The sequence below is a fragment of the Slackia heliotrinireducens DSM 20476 genome (assembly GCF_000023885.1).
GTDB lineage: Bacteria > Actinomycetota > Coriobacteriia > Coriobacteriales > Eggerthellaceae > Slackia > Slackia heliotrinireducens.
This window is the reverse complement of record NC_013165.1, coordinates 2,571,416-2,590,794: the sequence shown is the minus strand read 5'-3', so window position 1 is coordinate 2,590,794 and position 19,379 is coordinate 2,571,416. Positions and strand designations below refer to the sequence as shown.

The 19,379-nt window shown below is 60.8% G+C and carries 26 protein-coding genes; 24 read left to right on the top strand and 2 right to left on the bottom strand.

Annotated elements, in window-relative coordinates; all coding sequences use genetic code 11:
* Window positions 1-13: 13 nt before the first annotated feature.
* From rpsS to SHEL_RS11390, 23 genes are all read left to right on the top strand, one after another.
* Window positions 14-283 (top strand): 30S ribosomal protein S19, encoded by a 270-nt coding sequence (gene rpsS, locus SHEL_RS11500; RefSeq protein WP_050749580.1) that lies wholly within the window; start codon window positions 14-16, stop codon window positions 281-283.
* 14 nt (window positions 284-297) lie between these two features.
* Window positions 298-639: a 50S ribosomal protein L22 gene (gene rplV, locus SHEL_RS11495; protein WP_012799451.1), complete on the top strand. Its 342-nt coding sequence runs from the start codon at window positions 298-300 to the stop codon at window positions 637-639.
* Window positions 640-643: 4 nt separating this feature from the next.
* Window positions 644-1,378 (top strand): 30S ribosomal protein S3, encoded by a 735-nt coding sequence (gene rpsC / locus SHEL_RS11490; protein ID WP_012799450.1) that lies wholly within the window; start codon window positions 644-646, stop codon window positions 1,376-1,378.
* Window positions 1,378-1,809 carry a 50S ribosomal protein L16 gene (gene rplP / locus SHEL_RS11485; protein ID WP_012799449.1) on the top strand — a complete coding sequence of 144 codons (432 nt, stop codon included), beginning with the start codon at window positions 1,378-1,380 and terminating at the stop codon, window positions 1,807-1,809. The genes rpsC and rplP overlap by 1 nt, the downstream gene beginning before the upstream one ends.
* Window positions 1,809-2,018 (top strand): 50S ribosomal protein L29, encoded by a 210-nt coding sequence (rpmC, locus tag SHEL_RS11480; protein ID WP_012799448.1) that lies wholly within the window; start codon window positions 1,809-1,811, stop codon window positions 2,016-2,018. Before rplP ends, rpmC begins: the two co-directional genes overlap by 1 nt.
* Before the next feature lie 16 nt (window positions 2,019-2,034).
* Window positions 2,035-2,298, top strand: coding sequence for a 30S ribosomal protein S17 (gene rpsQ, locus SHEL_RS11475; RefSeq protein ID WP_012799447.1), 264 nt, complete (start codon window positions 2,035-2,037; stop codon window positions 2,296-2,298).
* 40 nt (window positions 2,299-2,338) lie between these two features.
* Entirely contained in the window at window positions 2,339-2,707 is a 369-nt protein-coding gene (gene rplN / locus SHEL_RS11470; protein ID WP_012799446.1) for a 50S ribosomal protein L14, read from the top strand.
* Between the two features lie 14 nt (window positions 2,708-2,721).
* Window positions 2,722-3,042 (top strand): 50S ribosomal protein L24, encoded by a 321-nt coding sequence (rplX, locus tag SHEL_RS11465; protein ID WP_012799445.1) that lies wholly within the window; start codon window positions 2,722-2,724, stop codon window positions 3,040-3,042.
* Window positions 3,043-3,166: 124 nt separating this feature from the next.
* The gene (rplE, locus tag SHEL_RS11460) at window positions 3,167-3,712 is read left to right on the top strand and encodes a 50S ribosomal protein L5 (protein ID WP_012799444.1); all 546 of its coding nucleotides are present in this window, start codon (window positions 3,167-3,169) and stop codon (window positions 3,710-3,712) included.
* Between the two features lie 50 nt (window positions 3,713-3,762).
* Window positions 3,763-3,948, top strand: coding sequence for a type Z 30S ribosomal protein S14 (locus SHEL_RS11455; protein ID WP_012799443.1), 186 nt, complete (start codon window positions 3,763-3,765; stop codon window positions 3,946-3,948).
* A 102-nt stretch (window positions 3,949-4,050) separates the two neighbouring features.
* Entirely contained in the window at window positions 4,051-4,449 is a 399-nt protein-coding gene (gene rpsH / locus SHEL_RS11450; protein WP_012799442.1) for a 30S ribosomal protein S8, read from the top strand.
* 19 nt (window positions 4,450-4,468) lie between these two features.
* The gene (gene rplF, locus SHEL_RS11445; protein WP_012799441.1) at window positions 4,469-5,014 is read left to right on the top strand and encodes a 50S ribosomal protein L6; all 546 of its coding nucleotides are present in this window, start codon (window positions 4,469-4,471) and stop codon (window positions 5,012-5,014) included.
* A 21-nt stretch (window positions 5,015-5,035) separates the two neighbouring features.
* Window positions 5,036-5,404, top strand: coding sequence for a 50S ribosomal protein L18 (gene rplR, locus SHEL_RS11440; RefSeq protein WP_012799440.1), 369 nt, complete (start codon window positions 5,036-5,038; stop codon window positions 5,402-5,404).
* A gap of 14 nt (window positions 5,405-5,418) precedes the next feature.
* Window positions 5,419-5,958, top strand: coding sequence for a 30S ribosomal protein S5 (rpsE, locus tag SHEL_RS11435; RefSeq protein WP_012799439.1), 540 nt, complete (start codon window positions 5,419-5,421; stop codon window positions 5,956-5,958).
* Between the two features lie 3 nt (window positions 5,959-5,961).
* Window positions 5,962-6,156 (top strand): 50S ribosomal protein L30, encoded by a 195-nt coding sequence (gene rpmD / locus SHEL_RS11430; RefSeq protein ID WP_012799438.1) that lies wholly within the window; start codon window positions 5,962-5,964, stop codon window positions 6,154-6,156.
* Between the two features lie 235 nt (window positions 6,157-6,391).
* Window positions 6,392-6,841: a 50S ribosomal protein L15 gene (gene rplO, locus SHEL_RS11425; protein WP_012799437.1), complete on the top strand. Its 450-nt coding sequence runs from the start codon at window positions 6,392-6,394 to the stop codon at window positions 6,839-6,841.
* Entirely contained in the window at window positions 6,835-8,115 is a 1,281-nt protein-coding gene (gene secY / locus SHEL_RS11420) for a preprotein translocase subunit SecY (RefSeq protein ID WP_012799436.1), read from the top strand. The genes rplO and secY overlap by 7 nt, the downstream gene beginning before the upstream one ends.
* 239 nt (window positions 8,116-8,354) lie before the next feature.
* Window positions 8,355-9,548 carry a bifunctional phosphopantothenoylcysteine decarboxylase/phosphopantothenate--cysteine ligase CoaBC gene (gene coaBC / locus SHEL_RS11415; RefSeq protein WP_012799435.1) on the top strand — a complete coding sequence of 398 codons (1,194 nt, stop codon included), beginning with the start codon at window positions 8,355-8,357 and terminating at the stop codon, window positions 9,546-9,548.
* Between the two features lie 22 nt (window positions 9,549-9,570).
* Window positions 9,571-10,341, top strand: a complete 771-nt coding sequence (locus SHEL_RS11410) for a type III pantothenate kinase (protein WP_012799434.1) — start codon at window positions 9,571-9,573, stop codon at window positions 10,339-10,341.
* A 151-nt stretch (window positions 10,342-10,492) separates the two neighbouring features.
* Window positions 10,493-11,119 (top strand): adenylate kinase, encoded by a 627-nt coding sequence (locus SHEL_RS11405; RefSeq protein WP_012799433.1) that lies wholly within the window; start codon window positions 10,493-10,495, stop codon window positions 11,117-11,119.
* Window positions 11,120-11,287: 168 nt separating this feature from the next.
* Window positions 11,288-11,782, top strand: coding sequence for a GtrA family protein (locus SHEL_RS11400; protein ID WP_012799432.1), 495 nt, complete (start codon window positions 11,288-11,290; stop codon window positions 11,780-11,782).
* 105 nt (window positions 11,783-11,887) lie between these two features.
* Entirely contained in the window at window positions 11,888-13,600 is a 1,713-nt protein-coding gene (locus tag SHEL_RS11395) for a phospho-sugar mutase (RefSeq protein ID WP_012799431.1), read from the top strand.
* A gap of 329 nt (window positions 13,601-13,929) precedes the next feature.
* Complete coding sequence (locus SHEL_RS11390) at window positions 13,930-14,499, top strand: histidine phosphatase family protein (RefSeq protein ID WP_012799430.1); 570 nt, start codon at window positions 13,930-13,932, stop codon at window positions 14,497-14,499.
* 59 nt (window positions 14,500-14,558) lie between these two features.
* Here SHEL_RS11390 and SHEL_RS11385 read toward each other — a convergent pair whose 3' ends face one another.
* Complete coding sequence (locus SHEL_RS11385) at window positions 14,559-16,184, bottom strand: APC family permease (RefSeq protein WP_012799429.1); 1,626 nt, start codon at window positions 16,182-16,184, stop codon at window positions 14,559-14,561.
* 335 nt (window positions 16,185-16,519) lie between these two features.
* Here SHEL_RS11385 and SHEL_RS11380 point away from each other — a divergent pair, with 335 nt between their 5' ends.
* Complete coding sequence (locus SHEL_RS11380) at window positions 16,520-17,410, top strand: DMT family transporter (RefSeq protein WP_197720354.1); 891 nt, start codon at window positions 16,520-16,522, stop codon at window positions 17,408-17,410.
* A 132-nt stretch (window positions 17,411-17,542) separates the two neighbouring features.
* Here the strand turns inward: SHEL_RS11380 and SHEL_RS11375 are convergent, their stop codons facing one another.
* Complete coding sequence (locus SHEL_RS11375) at window positions 17,543-19,195, bottom strand: FAD-dependent oxidoreductase (RefSeq protein ID WP_012799427.1); 1,653 nt, start codon at window positions 19,193-19,195, stop codon at window positions 17,543-17,545.
* Window positions 19,196-19,379: the final 184 nt, after the last annotated feature.

The window sequence follows — 19,379 nt, the reverse complement described above, 5'->3', positions numbered from 1 at the left end:
TTAAGGAGAAACTGTGAGCAGAAGTTTGAAGAAAGGTCCTTTCGTCGAGCCGCGTCTCCTGGGTCGCATTCAGGCGATGAACGCTGCTGGCGAAAAGAACGTTGTCAAAACGTGGTCCCGTGCTTCGACCATCTTCCCGGAAATGGTGGGTCACACCATCGCTGTGCATGATGGCCGCAAGCATGTGCCCGTGTACGTCACCGAGTCCATGGTCGGACACAAGCTGGGCGAGTTCGCGCCTACGCGTACGTTCAAGGGCCATGCCGACAAGAAGAAGAAGTAAGGAGGTAAGCACACATGGAAGCAAAAGCAACCGCAAAGTACGTGCGTGTGAGCCCCCGCAAGGCACGCATCGTGCTTGACCAGATCCGCGGCAAGGATGTTGCCCGCGCCCGCGAGATCCTCATGTTCTCTGAGCGCGCCATCTCCGAGACCATCCTGAAGGTCCTGGATTCCGCTGTGGCCAACGCTACGAACAACCACGACATGAGTGCGAACAACCTGGTCGTCAAGACCACGTATGCCGACGAAGGCCCCACCATGAAGCGCTTCACCCCGCGCGCCAAGGGCTCTGCGTCCCGCATCCGTAAGCGCACCAGCCACATCACCGTCATCGTCGCGCCGCGAGAGGAGGCATAACCGCATGGGTCAGAAAGTAATGCCCACCGGCTTCCGTCTCGGCATCACCGAGGATTGGCGTAGCCGTTGGTACGCTGACAAGGATTACGCCAAGAACCTGGAAAACGACTTGGCTATCCGCAAGTTCCTTGAGAAGCAGCTGGAGAAGGCCGCCGTTTCGAAGATCGAAATCGAGCGCGCTGGCGACAAGATCAAGATCATCATCACCACGGCTCGCCCGGGTGTTGTTATCGGCAAGAAGGGCGCCGAAATCGAGAACCTCCGCAAGGATGTTGCCAAGGTCGCCAATGGCGCGGTCAACATCGAGGTCATCGAGGTCAAGCGCCCCGAGCTCGACGCTGTTCTGGTCGCTAAGTCCGTCGCAGAGCAGCTGGAAGGCCGCGTGGCTTTCCGTCGCGCCATGCGCAAGGCTGTCCAGTCCGCCCGCAAGAGCGGTGCTCAGGGCATCCGTATTCAGTGCTCCGGCCGTCTGGGCGGCGCTGAGATGAGCCGTCGTGAGTGGTACCGCGAAGGCCGTGTGCCTCTGCACACCCTGCGTGCCAAGATCGACTACGGCTTCGCAACCGCAAGGACCACCATGGGCGCCATCGGCGTCAAGGTCTGGATCTACCACGGCGAAGTTCTGCCTGGTGGCAAGGTTCCGCAGCCGGCTCTGGAAGGCAACTCCCGTCCGACTCGCGGCCGTCGCAACGACCGTGGCGGACGCCGCAACGACCGCAACGAAAGGGGTGCTAAATAATGCTAGCTCCTAAGCGTGTGAGGCACCGCAAGGTGCAGCGCGGTTCGATGAAGGGTAAGGCCAAGGGCTACACCAAGTTGAACCACGGCGATTACGGCATCCAGGCCCTCGAGGCTCACTGGATCACCAACCGCCAGATCGAGGCTGCTCGTGTCGCTATGACTCGTGAAATGAAGCGTGGCGGCAAGGTTTGGATCACCATCTTCCCGGACAAGCCGATTACCCAGAAGCCCGCTGAAACCCGCATGGGTTCCGGCAAGGGCAACCCCGAGGGCTGGGTAGCCGTTGTCAAACCGGGCCGCATCATGTTCGAGATCGCCGGCGTCGAAGATGCCGTTGCTCGTGAAGCTCTGCGTCTCGCTATCAACAAGCTGCCCATCAAGTGCAAGATCGTGACCAGGGAACAACAGGAAACGGAGGCTGCTGAATAATGAAGCCAGCTGAAATTCGTGAGCTTTCCGCCGAGGATTTGGCCGCCAAGCTCAAGGATGCTCGCGCCGAGCTGTTCAACCTGCGTTTCCAGATGGCTACCAGCCAGTTGGACAACACGGCTCGCGTGAAGCAAGTCAAGAAGGACATCGCCCGCATCCAGACCGAGATGCGTGCCCGTGAGATCGCCGCTAACGGCGCTCTGAAGTAGGGATGAGTGGGAATAAATGAGCGAAAACACCCGTAACTCCCGCAAGGTCCGTCAGGGCGTCGTCGTAAGCGCCGTCAACGACAAGACCATTGTGGTTGAGACCAAGGAACGCAAGCCGCACCCGGTGTACGGCAAGATGATGACCACCACCAAGAAGTTCCATGCACATGATGAGAACAACGAGTGTGGTGTGGGCGATACCGTCCAGATTATGGAAACCCGCCCTCTGTCCAAGATGAAGCGTTGGCGCCTCGTCAAGATCATCGAGAAGGCTAAGTAGTTCGCGCTGCAGCGTGATCTAGTATCGGAAGGATTGCACAATGATTCAGATGCAAAGTATGCTGAACGTTGCGGATAACTCCGGCGCGCGCAAGGTGCAGTGCATCAAGGTCATCGGCGGCTCCAAGCGCCGCTACGCTGGCCTCGGTGACGTCATCATCTGCAGCGTTAAGGAAGCCGCTCCGAACGGCAACGTCAAGAAGGGTGACGTCGTCCGCTGCGTCGTCGTTCGCGTGAAGAAGCAGATTCGTCGTACCGACGGTTCGTACATCCGCTTCGACCAGAACGCAGCCGTCCTGATCAACAACGACGGTTCTCCGCGCGGCACCCGTATCTTCGGGCCCGTCGCTCGCGAGCTGCGTGAGAAGAAGTACATGAAGATCGTGTCTCTGGCACCGGAAACGCTGTAGGGGAGGTGCGATAGATGACTAAATTGCATGTCCGTAAGGGCGACAAGGTCCTCGTCATCGCTGGCAAGGACAAGGGCAAGGAGGGCGTTGTCCTCAAGGCTCTGCCCCAGAAGGAGCGCGTCGTCGTGGAAGGCTGCGGTGTTGTGAAGAAGGCCCTGCGCCCGACTCAGCAGAACCCGCAGGGCGGCATCATCCATAAGGAAGCCCCCATCCACGTGTCCAACGTGCAGATCGTTTGCCCCAAGTGCGGCAAGGCCACTCGCGTGACCAACAAGCGCAACGACGAAGGCAAGCGCGTCCGCGTCTGCAAGAAGTGCGGCGCTGACATCGACTAAGTCGAGAACGAAACGGGCGGGGCAAAGAAGACCCCGCCCGAAGCATGACCCCAACCGTGTAAGCGGGTAGGGACGCAGGGTCGGAAATCCTGCGTTTAATTCATCGAAAGGAAGAAACAGACAGATGGCTACTCCTCGTCTGAAAGAAAAGTATCAAAACGAGATCATTGCGAAGCTCGAAAAAGAGCTGAACATCGATAACATCAACAAGGTTCCGCGCCTGGAGAAGATCGTTGTCAACATGGGTGTCGGCGAGGCCGCTTCCGACTCGAAGCAGCTCGACGCCGCCATGAACGACATGCGCATCATCACCGGCCAGCAGCCTTGCGTGACCCGCGCTAAGAAGTCCATCGCTGCCTTCCATATCCGCCAGGGTATGGCCATCGGCTGCAAGGTCACCCTGCGCGGCGACCGCATGTGGGAGTTCCTGGACCGCCTGCTGTCCATGGCTCTGCCCCGCGTCCGCGACTTCCGCGGCATTCCCACCACGAGCTTCGACGGCCGTGGCAACTACACTCTCGGCGTCACCGAGCAGCTGATCTTCCCCGAGATCGAGTATGACAAGATCGACCGCACCCGCGGTATGGACATCACGTTCGTGACCACCGCCGAGAACAATGAGGCTGCCAAGGCTCTCCTCGACGCTCTGGGATTCCCGTTCAAGAAGTAGTCTTCCTTTCCGGCGCCGTGCCGGATGAAGAATAAGAAAGAAGGAAAAGCATGGCAAAGAAATCGATGATCGCCAAAGCTAAGCGCGAGCCGAAGTACTCGACGCGCAAGTACACGCGTTGCACCCGTTGCGGCCGTCCTCACTCGGTCTACCGCAAGTTCGGTCTGTGCCGCGTCTGCCTGCGTGAGCTCGCCAGCAAAGGCGAACTGCCCGGCGTGACCAAGGCTTCCTGGTAGGAATCAATCGTCACGATCGGTGTGCTGGTCGGTAAGGCGTACGAGTCACGGGCTCAATTGCGTACCTCCGAACTGCTCATCATGAACCAAAGGAGAACATTCATGACCATGAACGACCCCATCGCAGATATGCTTACGCGCGTGCGTAACGCTAACTCTGCAGGCAAGCCGACGGTGTCCATGCCGTCTTCCAAGAAGCTTGTCGAGATCGCCCGCATCATGACCGAAGAGGGCTATGTGCAGGGTTACGAGACCATCGAGTCTCAGCCTCGTGACATCCTCGAGATCACGCTGAAGTACGGCGAGAAGAAGTCCAAGGTTATCCGCGGCATCAAGCGCATTTCCAAGCCGGGTCTGCGCATCTATGCTGGCAAGGACGAGCTGCCCCGCGTTCTGGGCGGCTTGGGCACTGCAATCGTGTCCACGTCCAAGGGCGTTATGACCGACCGCGACGCTCGCAAGGCCGGTGTCGGCGGCGAAGTTATCGCATACATCTGGTAGGAAAGGAAAGGAGCTAGATATGTCTCGTATCGGCAAGAAGCCCATTCCGGTTCCCGCCGGAGTCGACGTTGCCATTGAAGGCAACACCATTACGGTCAAGGGCCCCCTGGGCGAGCTGACCTACACCTATCCTGTAGTCATCACCGTGGCTCAGGAGGGCGACGAGATCATCGTCACCCGTCCCAACGACGAGCGTCAGAACCGTGCGTACCACGGCCTGGTTCGCTCCCTCATCAACAACATGGTTGAGGGCGTCAGCAAGGGCTTCTCCAAGAGGCTCGAGCTCGTCGGCGTCGGCTACCGTGCTGCTCTCAAGGGTGGCAAGCTGGAGATGCAGCTCGGTTACTCCCACCCCGTGATCGTCGAGGCTCCCGAAGGCATCACGCTTGAGGTGCCCGATCAGACCCACATCGTGGTCAAGGGTTGCGACAAGCAGCTGGTCGGCGAGACCGCTGCCGTCATCCGCAAATGGCGCAAGCCTGAGCCTTACAAGGGCAAGGGCATCCGCTACGAGGGCGAGTATGTCCGTCGTAAGCTGGGCAAGGCCGCCAAGGGCGACAAGTAGCGCACGTGAAGGGATACTAAGATGCAGAAACTTCAGAAGAAACAAGCTGCGTTGGCTCGTCGTCACCGTCGCGTTCGCGGCAAGGTCTCCGGTACCGCCGCTCGTCCGCGCCTTTGCGTGACCCGTTCCAACTCTAACATCTACGTTCAGTTCGTCGACGACGTCGAGGGCAAGACTCTCTACGGCGAAAGCACCCTGGGTGCGGACTTCAAGGCCACCGGCAAGTCCGGTGCCACCGTTGAAGGCGCCGAGGCTCTGGGCCAGATCGTCGGCAAGAAGGCAATCGAAAAGGGCATCACCGAGATCGTTTTCGACCGCGGTGGCAACCTGTACCACGGCCGCGTCAAGGCTCTCGCTGAAGGCGCCCGTGAAGCCGGCTTGAAGTTCTAGGAAAGGGTAGATAGATGACTCCTCGTAAAGAAGAAAAGAATCAGCCCGCAGTTCCTGAGCTTCAGGAGCGCGTGGTTTACATCAACCGCGTCGCCAAGGTCGTCAAGGGCGGTACCCGCTTCGGTCTGACCGCTCTGGTCGTCGTGGGCGACGGCAACGGCCATGTGGGCGTTGGCCTGGGCAAGTCCAAGGAAGTGCCTATCGCCATCCGCAAGGGCGTTGAAGACGCCAAGAAGAACATGTTCACCGTGCCTCTGACCGAAGCCAAGACGCTTCCCCATGAGATCATCGGCGAATTCGGCGCAGGTCGCGTGCTGCTGAAGCCCGCTACCCCTGGTACCGGCGTTATCGCCGGCGGTCCGGTCCGCGCCATCATGGAGCTCGCAGGCGTTCAGGACTGCCTGACCAAGTCTCTCGGCACCGACAACCCGATGAACATCGTCAAGGCTGCCGCCGAAGGCCTGAAGAGCATGTCCAGCCCCACCGAGGTCGCCGAGCGCCGCAACACCACCGTGGCTAAGATCTACGGTTGGGAAGAGAAGAAGGAGGCGTAACCAATGGCAGACGAGCAGAAGAAGACCCTGCACATCACGCAGGTCAAGTCCAGCATCGGTTACAAGCACGACCAGGGTGAGACCCTGAAGGCTCTCGGCCTCGGCAAGATCGGCCGCACGGTCCACAAGGTTGACAATCCTTGCATCCGCGGCATGATCTTCAAGGTCAAGCACCTCGTTGAGGTCGTCGAGGACTAACTCGATACCAATGCTTGCAAAAAGGTCCGCTTCGGCGGGCCTTTTTCTGTATGTGGACGATTTGAATTTACCGTGGTGCCACGAGTAAAACGAAGATGCGTCCGTGCAAGCCGCTCCTTCATCGGTTATCATAGAGCGGCTTGTCAAAAGACAAGTGTACAAGAAGTTGGCCAGCGAGCGAGCTGCTGGCTGAGGCGGGAGAGACAACCCGTCGAAAGAAGCGAAAGGATACATCATGGAACTTTCTGATCTCCGCCCGAATCCGGGTTCTACCCACAAGCGCAAGCGCGTCGGCCGCGGCCCCGCATCCGGTCATGGTAAAACCGCCGGCCGTGGTATGAACGGCCAGAAGTCCCGCGCTGGCGGCGGCAAGGGCGCCGGCTTCGAGGGCGGCCAGACTCCTCTGGCTATGCGCCTCCCCAAGTTGGGCGGCTTCCGCAACATCAACCGTGTTGAGTATGCTCCCGTCAACGTGAGCCGCATCGACGACAAGTTCGAGGCCGGCGAGGTTGTGGATCACGACTCTCTGGTTGCCAAGGGCATCATCAAGAAGACCACCCAGCTGGTCAAGGTTCTGGGCGATGGCGAAATCACCAAGGCCGTCACCGTCAAGGTTGACAAGGTTTCTGCTAGTGCCGCTGCCAAGATCGAAGCGGCCGGAGGAAAGGTTGAGCCGCTGTGCTAGAGTCGCTCGTACAGGCATTCAAGGTTCCGGAGCTTCGCAACAAGATTCTCTTCACCTTGGCAATCTTGGCGCTGTACCGTCTCGGTGCCTTCATCCCGGTGCCTGGCATTCCGTTTAACGAGTTCGCGAACGCATTCGCCACTGGCGGAGTAGGCATGACCATGCTCGACCTGTTCACCGGCGGTGCTCTGTCGCACTTCTCGGTGTTCTCCTTGGGCATCATGCCGTACATCACGGCTGCCATTATCATGCAGCTCATGCAGGGCGTCATCCCTGCTGTGGGCCGCTGGGCCAAAGAGGGCGAGACCGGCCGTCGCAAGATCACCCAGACCACGCGCTACCTTACGCTGGGCCTCGGCTTGATCAACGCCATCGGCTACCTGTTCCTCTTCAAGAGCTCTCAGTATGGCGTCGTGTTCTCCACCGAGATCCCCGAGATCGTCACCGACATCGTGGTCGTGGTCACGCTGGTCGTCGGCACGGCCCTGATCATGTGGATGGGCGAACTCATTACGCAACGCGGCATCGGCAACGGTATGTCCCTCATCATCTTCACGTCCATCGTCTCCCGCGTGCCCGCTGCCATTTTCAGCAGCGTCACGCTGAGCGATGACACCGGCATGGGCATCGCCGTCACGGTTCTGATCATTGTCGTGGTCCTGCTCTGCATCCCGGCAATCATCTATGTCGAGCGCGCCCAGCGCCGCATCCCGGTCACCTATGCAAAGCGTCTTCAGGGTCGTCGTCAGATGGGCGGCCAGTCCACCTACATCCCGCTGAAGATCAACGCTGCAGGCGTAATCCCCATCATTTTCGCCTCTGCTCTGATTTATTTCCCGGCTCAGATCGCCGCCCTGTTCAACGTGGGTTGGCTTACGAGCTTCGCGAATGCGATCAGCGCAGGCCCCGCCAACTGGATTCTGACGTTCATCCTGATCGTCTTCTTCGCGTACTTCTACACCTCTATGGTGTTCAATCCCGAAGAGACATCGGAGAACATCCATAAGCAGGGCGGCAACATCCCCGGCATCCGTCCGGGCCCGGCGACCACGGCGTACATCCGCAATGTCATCAGGCACGTCACGCTGCCTGGCGGCATCTTCATCGCCCTGATCGCGGTGGTTCCGTCCATCCTGTTCTACTTTACGAACAACCAGCTGATCCAGGCATTCGGCGGCACGTCCATCCTGATTATGATCGGCGTTGCCCTCGACACCATGAACAAGGTCGAGGCTCAGCTGAAGAGCTACAACTACGAAGGCTTCTTCAAGTAAGTCGAATCAGCACGAAAAGGCCCCTTCGGGGGCCTTTTCTTATTCGGGCGGAACGGCTCAGACACTCGGCTCGTTACCGAAGCCATGGTCTTGAGTCCGGACGTTCCATCGTGCTCCCTTGAGAACCCCGCGCTTTCCCATATGGAGCGTGAATTGGTTCTTCCGACGCGCTTCATCGTATAATTCTGCCGTAACGGCGTTTACGACCGTTCGAAAGCCATACAGCCAGAAGGAGAAGCATGCTCGCCAACAAGACCGTCGTCGTTGCCGTGTGCGGCAGCATCTCGGCGTACAAGGCCTGCGACCTGGTGTCACAGCTCGGAAAGCTCAACTGCACGGTTCGGGTCGCCATGACCGAGGCCGCCTGCAAGATCATCCCCGAGCTGCCGCTTGAAGTCCTTTCGGGGGCGCATGTCGTTACGGGCATCTCGCCCGAGGATTGCGAAACCGTGGATGTCTGGCTGGCTGAAGCCGATGCCGTTGTGGTGGCCCCCGCCTCGGCGAACACCATCGCGTACGTGGCCATGGGCGAAGCCCCCAGCGCCGCGGCGTATGCGGTACTTAACGCCACGTGTCCGGTGATGGTGGCCCCCGCCATGAACGTGAACATGTACCGAAACGTCGCCACCCAGGAGAACCTGGAGATGCTACGCAGCCGCGGCTACATCGTCATTCCACCCGTCAGCGGGCACTTGGCCTGCGGCGATGACGGAGAAGGGAAGCTTCCTTCCATTCCGGAGCTCATCGATTGGATCTGCCGCGAAATAGCCTGCGAGAAGGACCTCGCCGGCAAGAGCATCCTGGTTTCTGCGGGGCCTACCCGCGAGGCCATCGACCCGGTGCGCTTCATCACCAACCATTCAACGGGCACCATGGGCTATGCCATCGCGCGGCGCGCCATGCTGCGCGGCGCGGACGTCACGCTGGTGTCGGGTCCTGTCAGTCTGACGCCGCCGCCTTTCGTGAACGTGGTCGACATCACCAGCGCCCAGGACATGTTCGAAGCCGTCAGCTCCCGCGCCGATGACCAGGACGCCGTCATCATGGCGGCGGCAATCGCCGACTACCGCCCGGCGGACGTCAAGGGCGACAAGATCAAGAAGGCCGACGGGGCATTCGACATCGATTTCGAACGCACGCCGGATACGCTGGCATGGCTCGGAGCGCACCGCAACGGGCGCACGCTGCTGTGCGGCTTCTCTATGGAGACCCGGGACGTGATCGAGAACTCCCGCGGCAAGCTTCAGCGCAAGAACGTGGACATGATTGCGGCCAACAGTCTGCGCGAGCCAGGCGCCGGCTTCGGAACGCCCACCAACCACCTCACGTTCATCACAGCCGAAGGCGAAATCGACCTGCCGCTGCTCTCCAAGGGCGAAGCGGCCGACCGCCTGCTCGATGAACTGTTCAAGCTCACTCCGAAAAACGCTTAACCTCGCCAGAAAGGGCACGCAGATGATTCTTACCGCCGACATCGGCAATACCAACGTCGTAATGGGCCTTATGTCCGAGCGAGGCAAGCTCGAGTCGCGCCTCCGGTTCCCCACGGACAAACGCCGTACGGTCAAGGACTTCATGATCGGGTTCGAGGCTCTGGTCAACATGCATCACTTCGACTTCAGCAACGTGGAAGGCGCCGTGGTCAGCTCCGTCGTGCCCGAGCTGACCGATTCTGTGGTCCAATCGCTTCGCATCAAAGTGGGCGAAGATCCCGTTGTGCTTTCGAACAAGCTGGAACTGGGCATGACCATCGACATCGACACCCCGGACAAGCTGGGCGTCGACATGATCGCCGATGCGGTGGGTGCCATCAACGAGTTCGAAGGCAACCTGGCCATTTTCGATATGGGCACGGCCACCACGTGCTCGGTGGTGAACGCCGACCGCGTCTACCTGGGTTCCATCATCATCCCTGGCATCGTGATTTCGCAGGACGCCCTGACCGCCAAGGCTTCGCAGCTGCCGTTCATCAAGTTCGAGCAGCCGGAGCACCTCATCGGGCGCTATACGGTGGATAGCATGCGTTCGGGCGTGATCTACGCCAACGCGGCCATGATCGACGGACTGGTCGACCGCATCGTCGACGAGCTGGGAGGTCCGGTCACGACGATTCTGACCGGAGGCGTGTCCATCCTGATCAAGGACGCCTGCCGTCGCGAGGTGGTCTACGAGCCGTCGCTGTTGCTGAAGGGTCTGTGGGACGTCTACCACATGAACCACGCCTAGACGAAGCATCGAGCGACGCTGGCAGCCAATCCTGTGCGAATCACGCATGGGAGTGCCTTTTGTCGCCTTCGACTGATACAATGGGCAAGGTATGGATACCAACGCGGCCACTGCGTACGAAGTGGCGAAAATGACCAAAGGAGTTCATGGTATGAACATCGTGTTGTTGGGCGCCCCGGGCGCCGGCAAGGGCACTCAGGCCGCCAAGCTGGTTGCTGAATACGGCACTGCGCATATCTCCACGGGCGACATCCTTCGCGCCGCTGTCCGTGACCAGACGGAGCTTGGCAAGCAGGCCAAGGCATTCATGGACGCCGGTGACCTGGTTCCCGACTCGCTGATCATCGACCTCATGAACGAGCGTCTGCAGCAGCCCGATTGCGAAACCGGATTCATCCTGGACGGCTTCCCCCGTACGACGGCCCAGGCCGTGGCGCTGGATGCCCTGCTTTCCGAAATCAAGCGTCCTCTGGATGCGGCCCTGCTGGTCGACGTCGACCCTGAAGTCATCGTGAAGCGCCTGTCCGCTCGCCGTTGCTGCAAGGATTGCGGAAACATCGGCACCGCAGCCGATGCTTCCTGCCCCAAGTGCGGTGGCGAAATGTACCAGCGCGACGACGACAACGAGGCAACGGTTCGCAACCGCCTCGACGTTTACGCCAAGAGCACTGCTCCGCTGGTCGACTACTACCGCGGCAAGGACCTGCTGATCTCCGTCGACGGCGATCGTCCGGTCGACGACGTCTACGCCGATGTGAAGAAGGGCCTGAACCTCTAATTCGCGAAATCGCCCGCAAGCGCGGCCCTTCGGGGCCGCGTTTTTTATGCGTTCATCCCGACTCGAATGTATCGGTTCGTATTCATTTGGGGCCGCGCAGGAGGCCAAACCCTTCGCAAGGACCTTCGAATAGGGTACTATCTACCTATTGAGTCCATGGAGGGTTGGATGAAAAGGCTGATTCGGCAATTCCTGCGTTTCAGCGCGGTCGGCGTTTCCGCTTTCGCGCTTGACTACGTATTGCTTCTTGTGCTGGTCGAACGGCTTGGCATGCAGTACCTGCTTGCCGCTACCCTCAGCTTCACCATCAGCATCGTATACAGCTATTTCCTGTCGATGCGCTTCGTGTACACCCGCCGCGGCGACATCTCCCGCACCGAGGAGGTCATCGCGTTCTTCGTGGTGTCCTTCATCGGGCTGGCCCTCAACGACGCGCTGTTGTACCTGTTCGCAGGGCATATCGACATCGATTACCGCATCGCGAAGGTGATCGTCGGCGTCATTGTGTCGTTCTGGAATTTCGTGTCGCGCAAGGTGTTCGTCGACAAGGACCGTTTCCACGACCTGGAATCCGACTTCGCGTTTCGGGAATCTCCTATGGGCAAGAAGCTTCAGGAGCGCGACAAGGAGCCCGGCCGCGGCATGCGGCTCCTGCGCTGGTAGGTCGCCGCTCGCTGGAGAATGCTTAAAACATGCGTCCCGTTCTTCTTCGGGGGACGTATGTTGCGGTATTGTTGTCCCATTGACCAACTGATGAGGAGGCTGCGCATGCGTGATGTTCAGGGCTTGTATTCGGAATGGGTTGACCGCGTCCAGGATGCCGAACTGGCTGGACTGCTGGCTGATATGAAAGACGACACCAAGGCCATCGAGGACGCGTTCTTCCAGGATCTGTCCTTCGGTACGGCGGGCCTGCGCGGCGTCATCGGCGCCGGCACCAACCGTATGAACGTGCTTACCGTAGGGCGTGCCACCCAGGGTCTGGCCAACTACCTGGTGGCCAATTTCGAAAACCCCAGCGTGGCCATCGCCCGCGACTCCCGCAACAAGGGCGAGCTGTTCGTCCAGACCGCAGCCAGCGTGCTTGCCGCCAACGGCGTGCGCGTGTACGTGTACCCGCGCGTCGAGCCCACCCCGGCGCTTTCCTTCGCCGTGCGCGACCTGGGCTGCTCGGCCGGCATCAACGTGACGGCCAGTCACAACCCCGCGCCGTACAACGGCTACAAGGTGTACGGCGCCGACGGATGCCAGATTACCACTCAAGCCGCCAAGGACATTTCTGCCCAGGTGGAGGCCGTGGACTGCTTTGCCGACGTGCGCACCGTTCCTTTCGACGAGGCCCTCGCGAACGGTCAGGTGTCCTGGATCGGCGAAGACACCCTGGACCGGTTCATCGACAACGTGGCGGCCCAGTCGCTGTCCGCGTCGGCCGACGACCCGCTGAAGATCGTGTACACGCCGCTGTGCGGCACGGGTCTGGAAACGGTGAAGCGCATCCTTAACCGCATCGGCGTCGAAGACATCACCGTGGTGCCTGAGCAGGCCGAACCCAACGGGGACTTCCCGACATGCGAGTATCCGAACCCCGAAGCCCGTCCCGCGCTCGAGAAGGGCATCCAGCTGAGCCGTGAGGTCCACCCCGACCTGCTGCTGGCCACCGATCCCGATGCCGACCGCGTGGGTGTGGCCGTGCCCGACGGCGACGATTACGCGCTCATCACCGGCAACGAGATGGGCGTGCTGCTGCTCGACTACATCGCCCGCATGCGTCGCGACCGCGGCGAGGACCTGTCCCGCGCCGTGGCCATCACTACCATCGTGTCGTCGGCCATGGTCGACGACGTGGCCGCCGACTACGGCTTCCAGGTGCGTCGCGTGCTTACCGGTTTCAAATACATCGGCGAGCAGATTGCCCTGCTGGAGGCCGCGGGCGAACCCGAACGCTACATCTTCGGCTTCGAGGAGAGCTACGGATACCTGGCGGGCACCTACGTACGCGACAAAGACGCCGTGGTGGCCTCGATGCTCATCTGCGAGATGGCCCGTTACTACCGCGCCCGAGGCATGAGTCTGGTGGACGCCCGCCGCGCTCTGTATGAGAAGTACGGCTACTGGTTCAACCGCACGGTGTCGCTGGAATACCCCGGCGCCGAAGGTGCCCAGCGCATGGCTGACATCATGGCCCGCGTGCGCGCCGATGCTCCCGCCGACATCGCGGGGTTCAAAGTGACCGGTGTGCTGGATTACGACGGGGGAGCGACCATGCCGCGCCTGAATGCGCCGGCTGACGAACCCGACCAGACGCTGCCGAGCGCCAATGTGGTGGAGTACCAGCTGGAAGGCGGCCGCAAGTTCATCGTGCGCCCCAGCGGTACCGAGCCCAAGATCAAGGTGTACGTGTTCGCCAAAGCTGCAACCGAGAATGAGGCCAACGAGCAGCTCGACGCCATGTGCGACGTGGCCCGTGAGCTTCTGGCGTAACGCGCGCCCAACCGACAACGAAACCATGCGGAGCCGTCCTTCGGGGCGGCTCCGTTCGTGTTCGGCGGTGTAGGGCATGGGCTTCGGCAGCGAAGCTCGGTGGCCCGGCGGGGCCGAAACGCCGGCGGCGGCTGGTGCAAAAGCCGCGCCTTCTGGTGGGGGCGTTGTGCAACGAAAATACGTTATGGCACGGCGTTTCTAGGTCAGGCCGTGTGTCGGCAGGGGTCATCGAATGCTTCAACGTTGTCGAAACTGCCGCAACCGCCCTTCAGGCACGGTTTTGCCCTATACTCTTGAGCCGAACATCGAAGCGCAAACAGGTGGTGGACATGATTTACATCATTCGGCACGGGCAGACGGATCTGAACTCCAAACACGTGCTGCAAGGGCAGAGCGACCATCCGCTGAACGAGGTCGGCGAACGCCAGGCCCAGGAGGCCGCCTTGCTCATCGGGAACGTGTCTTTCGCGAAGGTGTATTCAAGCCCGCTGACCAGGGCTTTGCAGACGGCGAGGATCGCCGCTCCTGGAGTGCCGGTTGTCGTCGATAGGCGCCTGATCGAAATGGACTACGGTCCGTATGAAGGAATGGACCTGAAGAATCCTTCGCCTGAAATGGCCGAGTTCTTCAGCGATTTTGTGCATAATCCCGCTCCCGACGGCATGGAGCAGTTGGCAAGCGTGGTTGAGCGGTGCGGCGCGTTTCTGGAGGACGTGCTTGAGGAGGCGCGCGCGACAGACGTCCTTGTCTCCACGCACGCCATCGCCATGAAAGGGCTGCTCGAGTACCTGAATCCGCAGTCGAAAGGCGGCTATTGGTCGAAGTTCATCGGCAACTGCGCCATCTATACGGCCAAGGTGGTCGAAGGCGGGTTCGCGCTCCCCGTCGAGTTGCGGTAGACGCAAAGGCGGCGCCGTAGGCCGACGCCGCTCGGAAGGTCGATTCAGATTCGCCGCGTTTACAACATGACGTAGAATGCGATGTAGCCGATGAGCATGAACACGATGCCGAGGCAGATGCACACCTTGGGGATGATGCTGCCAGGTACCTCGGGCGGCTCGGTCAGGCCCTTCGGAATGAGGTCCTGCCATGTGCCCTCGGGGAATTGACCCTTGTCCACCACGTAATGCCTGAACCAGTACAGCGGCATGCCCACGAGCGCCAGCACGATGCCCAACGGCAGCACGTAGGAGCCCCAGACGTTGGAGCCTGCGCCCACCAAGAACATGTTGAAGAAGGCCAGCAGCACGCAGACGGTGAGCATGTTGTCCGAAATCTTGTAGGGGCGCTCGATGTCGGGGTTGTCCATGCGGTGGATCCACGCGCCCGTGAGCACGAAGAAGTGGCACAGGATGTAGTTCATGGCGGTGATGGCCAGCAGGAACAGGTAGTCGCTGAACAGCAGCAGGATCAGGTCGACGACGAAGTTGAACCAGATGGCTGCGCTGGGCGAGCCGTTCTTGTTCGCGTGGGCCAGGAACTTGGGCAGGGTGCCGTCCTTTCCGCCCTGGTAGAGCGTGCGTGCGGTGTCGGCCATGGCAGTCATGGAGCCCAGCATTAAGGTGAACACCAGCATTACCACCACGACGCCGCAGAATACGGGGTTGGAGCTGACCATGCTGGCAAGTGCCGCGCCCACGCCTTCGCCGGAGTTGATGTCCGGACGCAGCATGTACTCGGTGCCCAGACAGCCCTGGAACACCACGGGGACCAGGATGAACAGCACGATGGCGATGCCGCCGGAAACGAACATGGCCTTAGGCGCGTCGGAGGGGCGCTTCATCTCGCACATGTAGCACGCGGCGGTCTCGCTGCCGTAGCTGGCCCATGCGGCCAGCAGCACGGCGCCGAAGAAGGCCCTCAGGCCGATGCCGTCCCATGCGCCGCTGACGGGCACGAAGGGGTTGAAGTTCTGCAGATGGAAGCCGCCGGTGAGCAGAGGCACGATGACGATGACCAGCAGGGGAACGATGCCGCAGAGCGACATGATGATCTGGGTCTTCGCCGAGGATGCCACGCCGCCGATCTGGATGATCACGATGATGACCATGAGCAGCGCCGCGATAATGAAGCGCAGGCTGATGCGAAGCGTTAGGCCGTCCTGGATGAACCCCAGGTCAAGCAGGGTGATCTGCCAGGTTGCCAGGATGCTGTCCGCAGGGATGAACAGGTTCATGAGGTAACTTGCGGCAAGGGCGACGCCGATGGGCAGGATGGGGATCCAAGCTACCCAATGCGACCAGGGCGGGATGACGCCGATGGAAGGGTAGCGCCACATCCAGGCCGTGGCGCCGTATACCGAGATGCCGCCGGTCTTGCTGGGGTGCATGCCTGCGATCTCGACGTAGGCCACGCATTGGACCACGCCGATGATGACCGAAAGAGCCCAGGCCAGAGGCGCTGCCGCGCCCATGACCGAAGATACGCCGCCCATGTTGAACAGCACCAGCGCCGGAGCGCCCAAAGCCAGGAACACGACTTGCTTCCAGAAGAGCGTTCTGGCCATTTCGGTTTCCTGCGACTCAGGTGCCGCGTTGGATTCCCCCGTGTTGACGAGGGGCTCCGCCTTGATTCCCGATTCCATGTCAGGTTTCCTTTCGTTCGTCTGCCACGATGCATGCGGGCGCTGCAGGCGGCAGAACCTGGATGCGTTACGACGCACGACATCCAGGGCTGTGCCAAACAAGCCCGATGCGGGTGGCAGCGCAGATCCAAGGCCCCTGAGCCTGCGCCGCCTTCTTGTGTCTAGATTGGTCGGAAGGGCATCGCGTACCCCTTCCACAAACGATAATACACGGTTCGTAGATATTTTCAATAACGTATCGAAAATATCTACAATTGCGAATCTGCAGCGTGCACGGGCAGGGCAAGGCTACAATAGGCAACTGTATAAATTGCCACCTCGAGGGAAGGCCCGCCGTGAACCGAAACGCACAAGCGAGGCTCATGTTCGTGATTGCTGTGGTCATCTGGGGGTCCATCGGCATTTTCGTGCGCTATATTCCAATGCCGTCGAGTTTTATCGCCTTCGCCCGCGGGGTGATAGGCGTGGCGTTCCTGCTGGCGTTCATGGCGGTCCGCGGCAAGCGCATGTCGTATGCCGAGATGAAGCCTGAGCTGCCGATCATGATTGCGACAGGCATCGCCATCGGCATCAACTGGGCGCTGCTTTTCGAGGCGTATCGGCATACGACGGTGGCGGTTGCCACGCTGTGCTACTACTTCGCGCCCATCATCGTCATTCTGGCGTCGCCCTTCGTGTTGAAAGAGAGACTGACCCCGCGCAAGGTGGTCTGCGTGCTCGTGGCCCTTTTGGGCGTGACGCTGGTGTCGGGTGTGGTGGGCGGAGCGCCTACGACAGGTCCCGCAGGCGGAAACGGGCCGCTGGGCGTGGCCTTCGGCCTGGGCGCGGCGCTTTTCTACGGGTGCAACATGATATTGAACAAGCTGTCGCCGAACACCGACGCGCTTTCGAAAACCATCGTGCAGCTGTCGACGGCCGCACTGGTCATGGTGCCGTACCTGCTGTTCACAGGCGGTTTCGGGGACGTGAGCTTCACTCTGCGGTCCACCGTTTTCCTATTGATTGTGGGCATCGTGCATACTGGCGTGGCCTATCTGCTGTACTTCGCGGCCATCCGTGTGCTTCCAGCCCAGACCATCGCCGTGTTGAGCTATCTGGATCCCGCTACGGCCATCGTGTTATCGGCGCTGCTGCTGGCCGAACCGCTGACAGCGTTGGGCCTGATAGGAGCCGTTCTCATCCTTGGCGCCGCGCTCGTGAGCGAGTTGCCCGGCAAGCAGGAATGACTCCGAGCCGATGTGACTGGGTTCTGCAGAAGGCCGCCGCACCGACGCGAAATGAAAAAGAGAAGGACGGCCGATCGGCCGTCCTTCTTTCATATGCCCGGGGAGGGGTCGGGCATCGGATGTCGCAAGCGGTTATGCGTTCACGGCAGCGGCGACGGTTTCGCCGGCCAGGCATCCGTAGTACAGGATGTGGGCGAAGTTGTCGCCGTGGCGACGCTGGGCGCCGTCCAGGTTGCCGACGGCTTCGCCAGCTGCGAACAGGCCCTCGATGGGATTGCCGCCCTCGTCGAGCACGTGGCCCGTTGCGTCGATCATGACGCCGCCCATCGTGTGCTGCACGTATTCGCGCATGGCCATGATGGTGTAAGGGGCGCCTTCGATCTTGCTGTCACGCTCGGAGAAATGGCGTCCGAAGTCAGGATCCTCGCCAGCCTCAACGTAGCTGTTGAACTTCTCGACCTCGGCGGCCACAACGGTGCCGTCAAGTCCTGCGGCGTTGGCGGCCTCTTCGATCGTGTCAGCCACAAACAGGTCACCGCTCTTCTCGTAACGGTCCTTCAGGTCGCCCATGGCCTCAAGACCGCTGGCATCGCCGATCATGTAGTACATGTTGTCGGTCTGTCCCAGCGAGATCGACGAGCTCTGCGTGCCGAAGCGCATGGAGTCGTCGCGGAAGCGCACGCCCTCTTTGTTGACGGCCATCTTGGATGCCATCATGCACATGGGGATGGTGGTCTCGATAGTGGCCAGACCGTTCGCGCTGAACGTCTGATACTGGTTGAAGCCCATGTTCGACGTGGCAGCGCCGATGGATACGGCGGCCTCAAGAGCCGTGCCATCGTTGCATTCCGGCTCGCAGCTGCCCAGTCCTTCAGGACCGAACTCCCAGCGGACGTCCTCTTCGGATACCTTCGGGGCGTTGGACCCGAAGCCGCCGCTGGCCAGCAGCACCGCTTGGTTCGCCATATACGTGGTGCCGTCTTCGGTCATGACGCCGACGATACGGCCGCCGTCCTCAACCAGGGCGTTCACCTTGGCCTTCTTGACGATCTGGGCGCCGGCGTCTTCGGCGTAGGTGCTCAGCACCGAAATGAAGGCGCCGCCCTGTGCGACCGGGCCGGTGGGGTTGACGGAGAAGGGGCCGCCGGCATCCTGGTTGTTGCCGAAGGCTTCGTATTCGAAGCCGCCCTCGACCAGCCAGTCCTTGATGGCTGCCTGATTGGCGTAGGCGGGGTAGATCAGATCGTAGGCCGGGGCCACTACCTCATGGTTGGGATCGAGCTGGTCGCCGGTGGTGCCCAGGTAGTGCAGGATGATCCAGTATTCCAGCGAGTCGAATTCGCGGGTCTCGTCGGATTCGAGGTATTCCGAAATCTGCTGCTGGAGCATCTCGAGGCATTCGACGTAGTCCTCGGGAACGTCCGCGTCGGTCATCTCCAGATAGGGCTTGAGAAGCTCGTCGCTTTCTGCGGTGCGCTCGGGGAGCAGCGCCAGCAAGTCGTCGTCCATAAACTTGTAGTGGCCGCCGCAAATGGCCGTGGTGCCGCCAAGGGCGCCCGAGCCCTCCAGGACGATGACGCTTGCGCCGCCCTGGGCCGCCTTGGCGGCACCGGCGAGGCCTCCGCAGCCGCCGCCGATGACGATCAAGTCGGCGGATTGGGCCTCGGAGGCCATTTCGGTCTCTGCGCTGGATTCGGAGCCGCTGGAAGCGCAACCTGCCAGGGCGGTGCCTGCGGCAACGACCATCAGGCCTGCGAACGAGCGGCGTGTCATCGTGGTTTTCATGGGTTCCCTCCTCATGATGCGGTGCCGTCCTGTCGTTTTTCGTGGTGCGGCACCTTGCGGATGTGTCCGCGCACCAGATGCGCGGGTGGTTTCGAAACCTCCGCCCCGTGTGGCGGCTTTTTGGTTTTCGATGGGGCTACCATACTGAAATCCCAGGTCTAAGCCACCACCCTTTCAGGGTGGT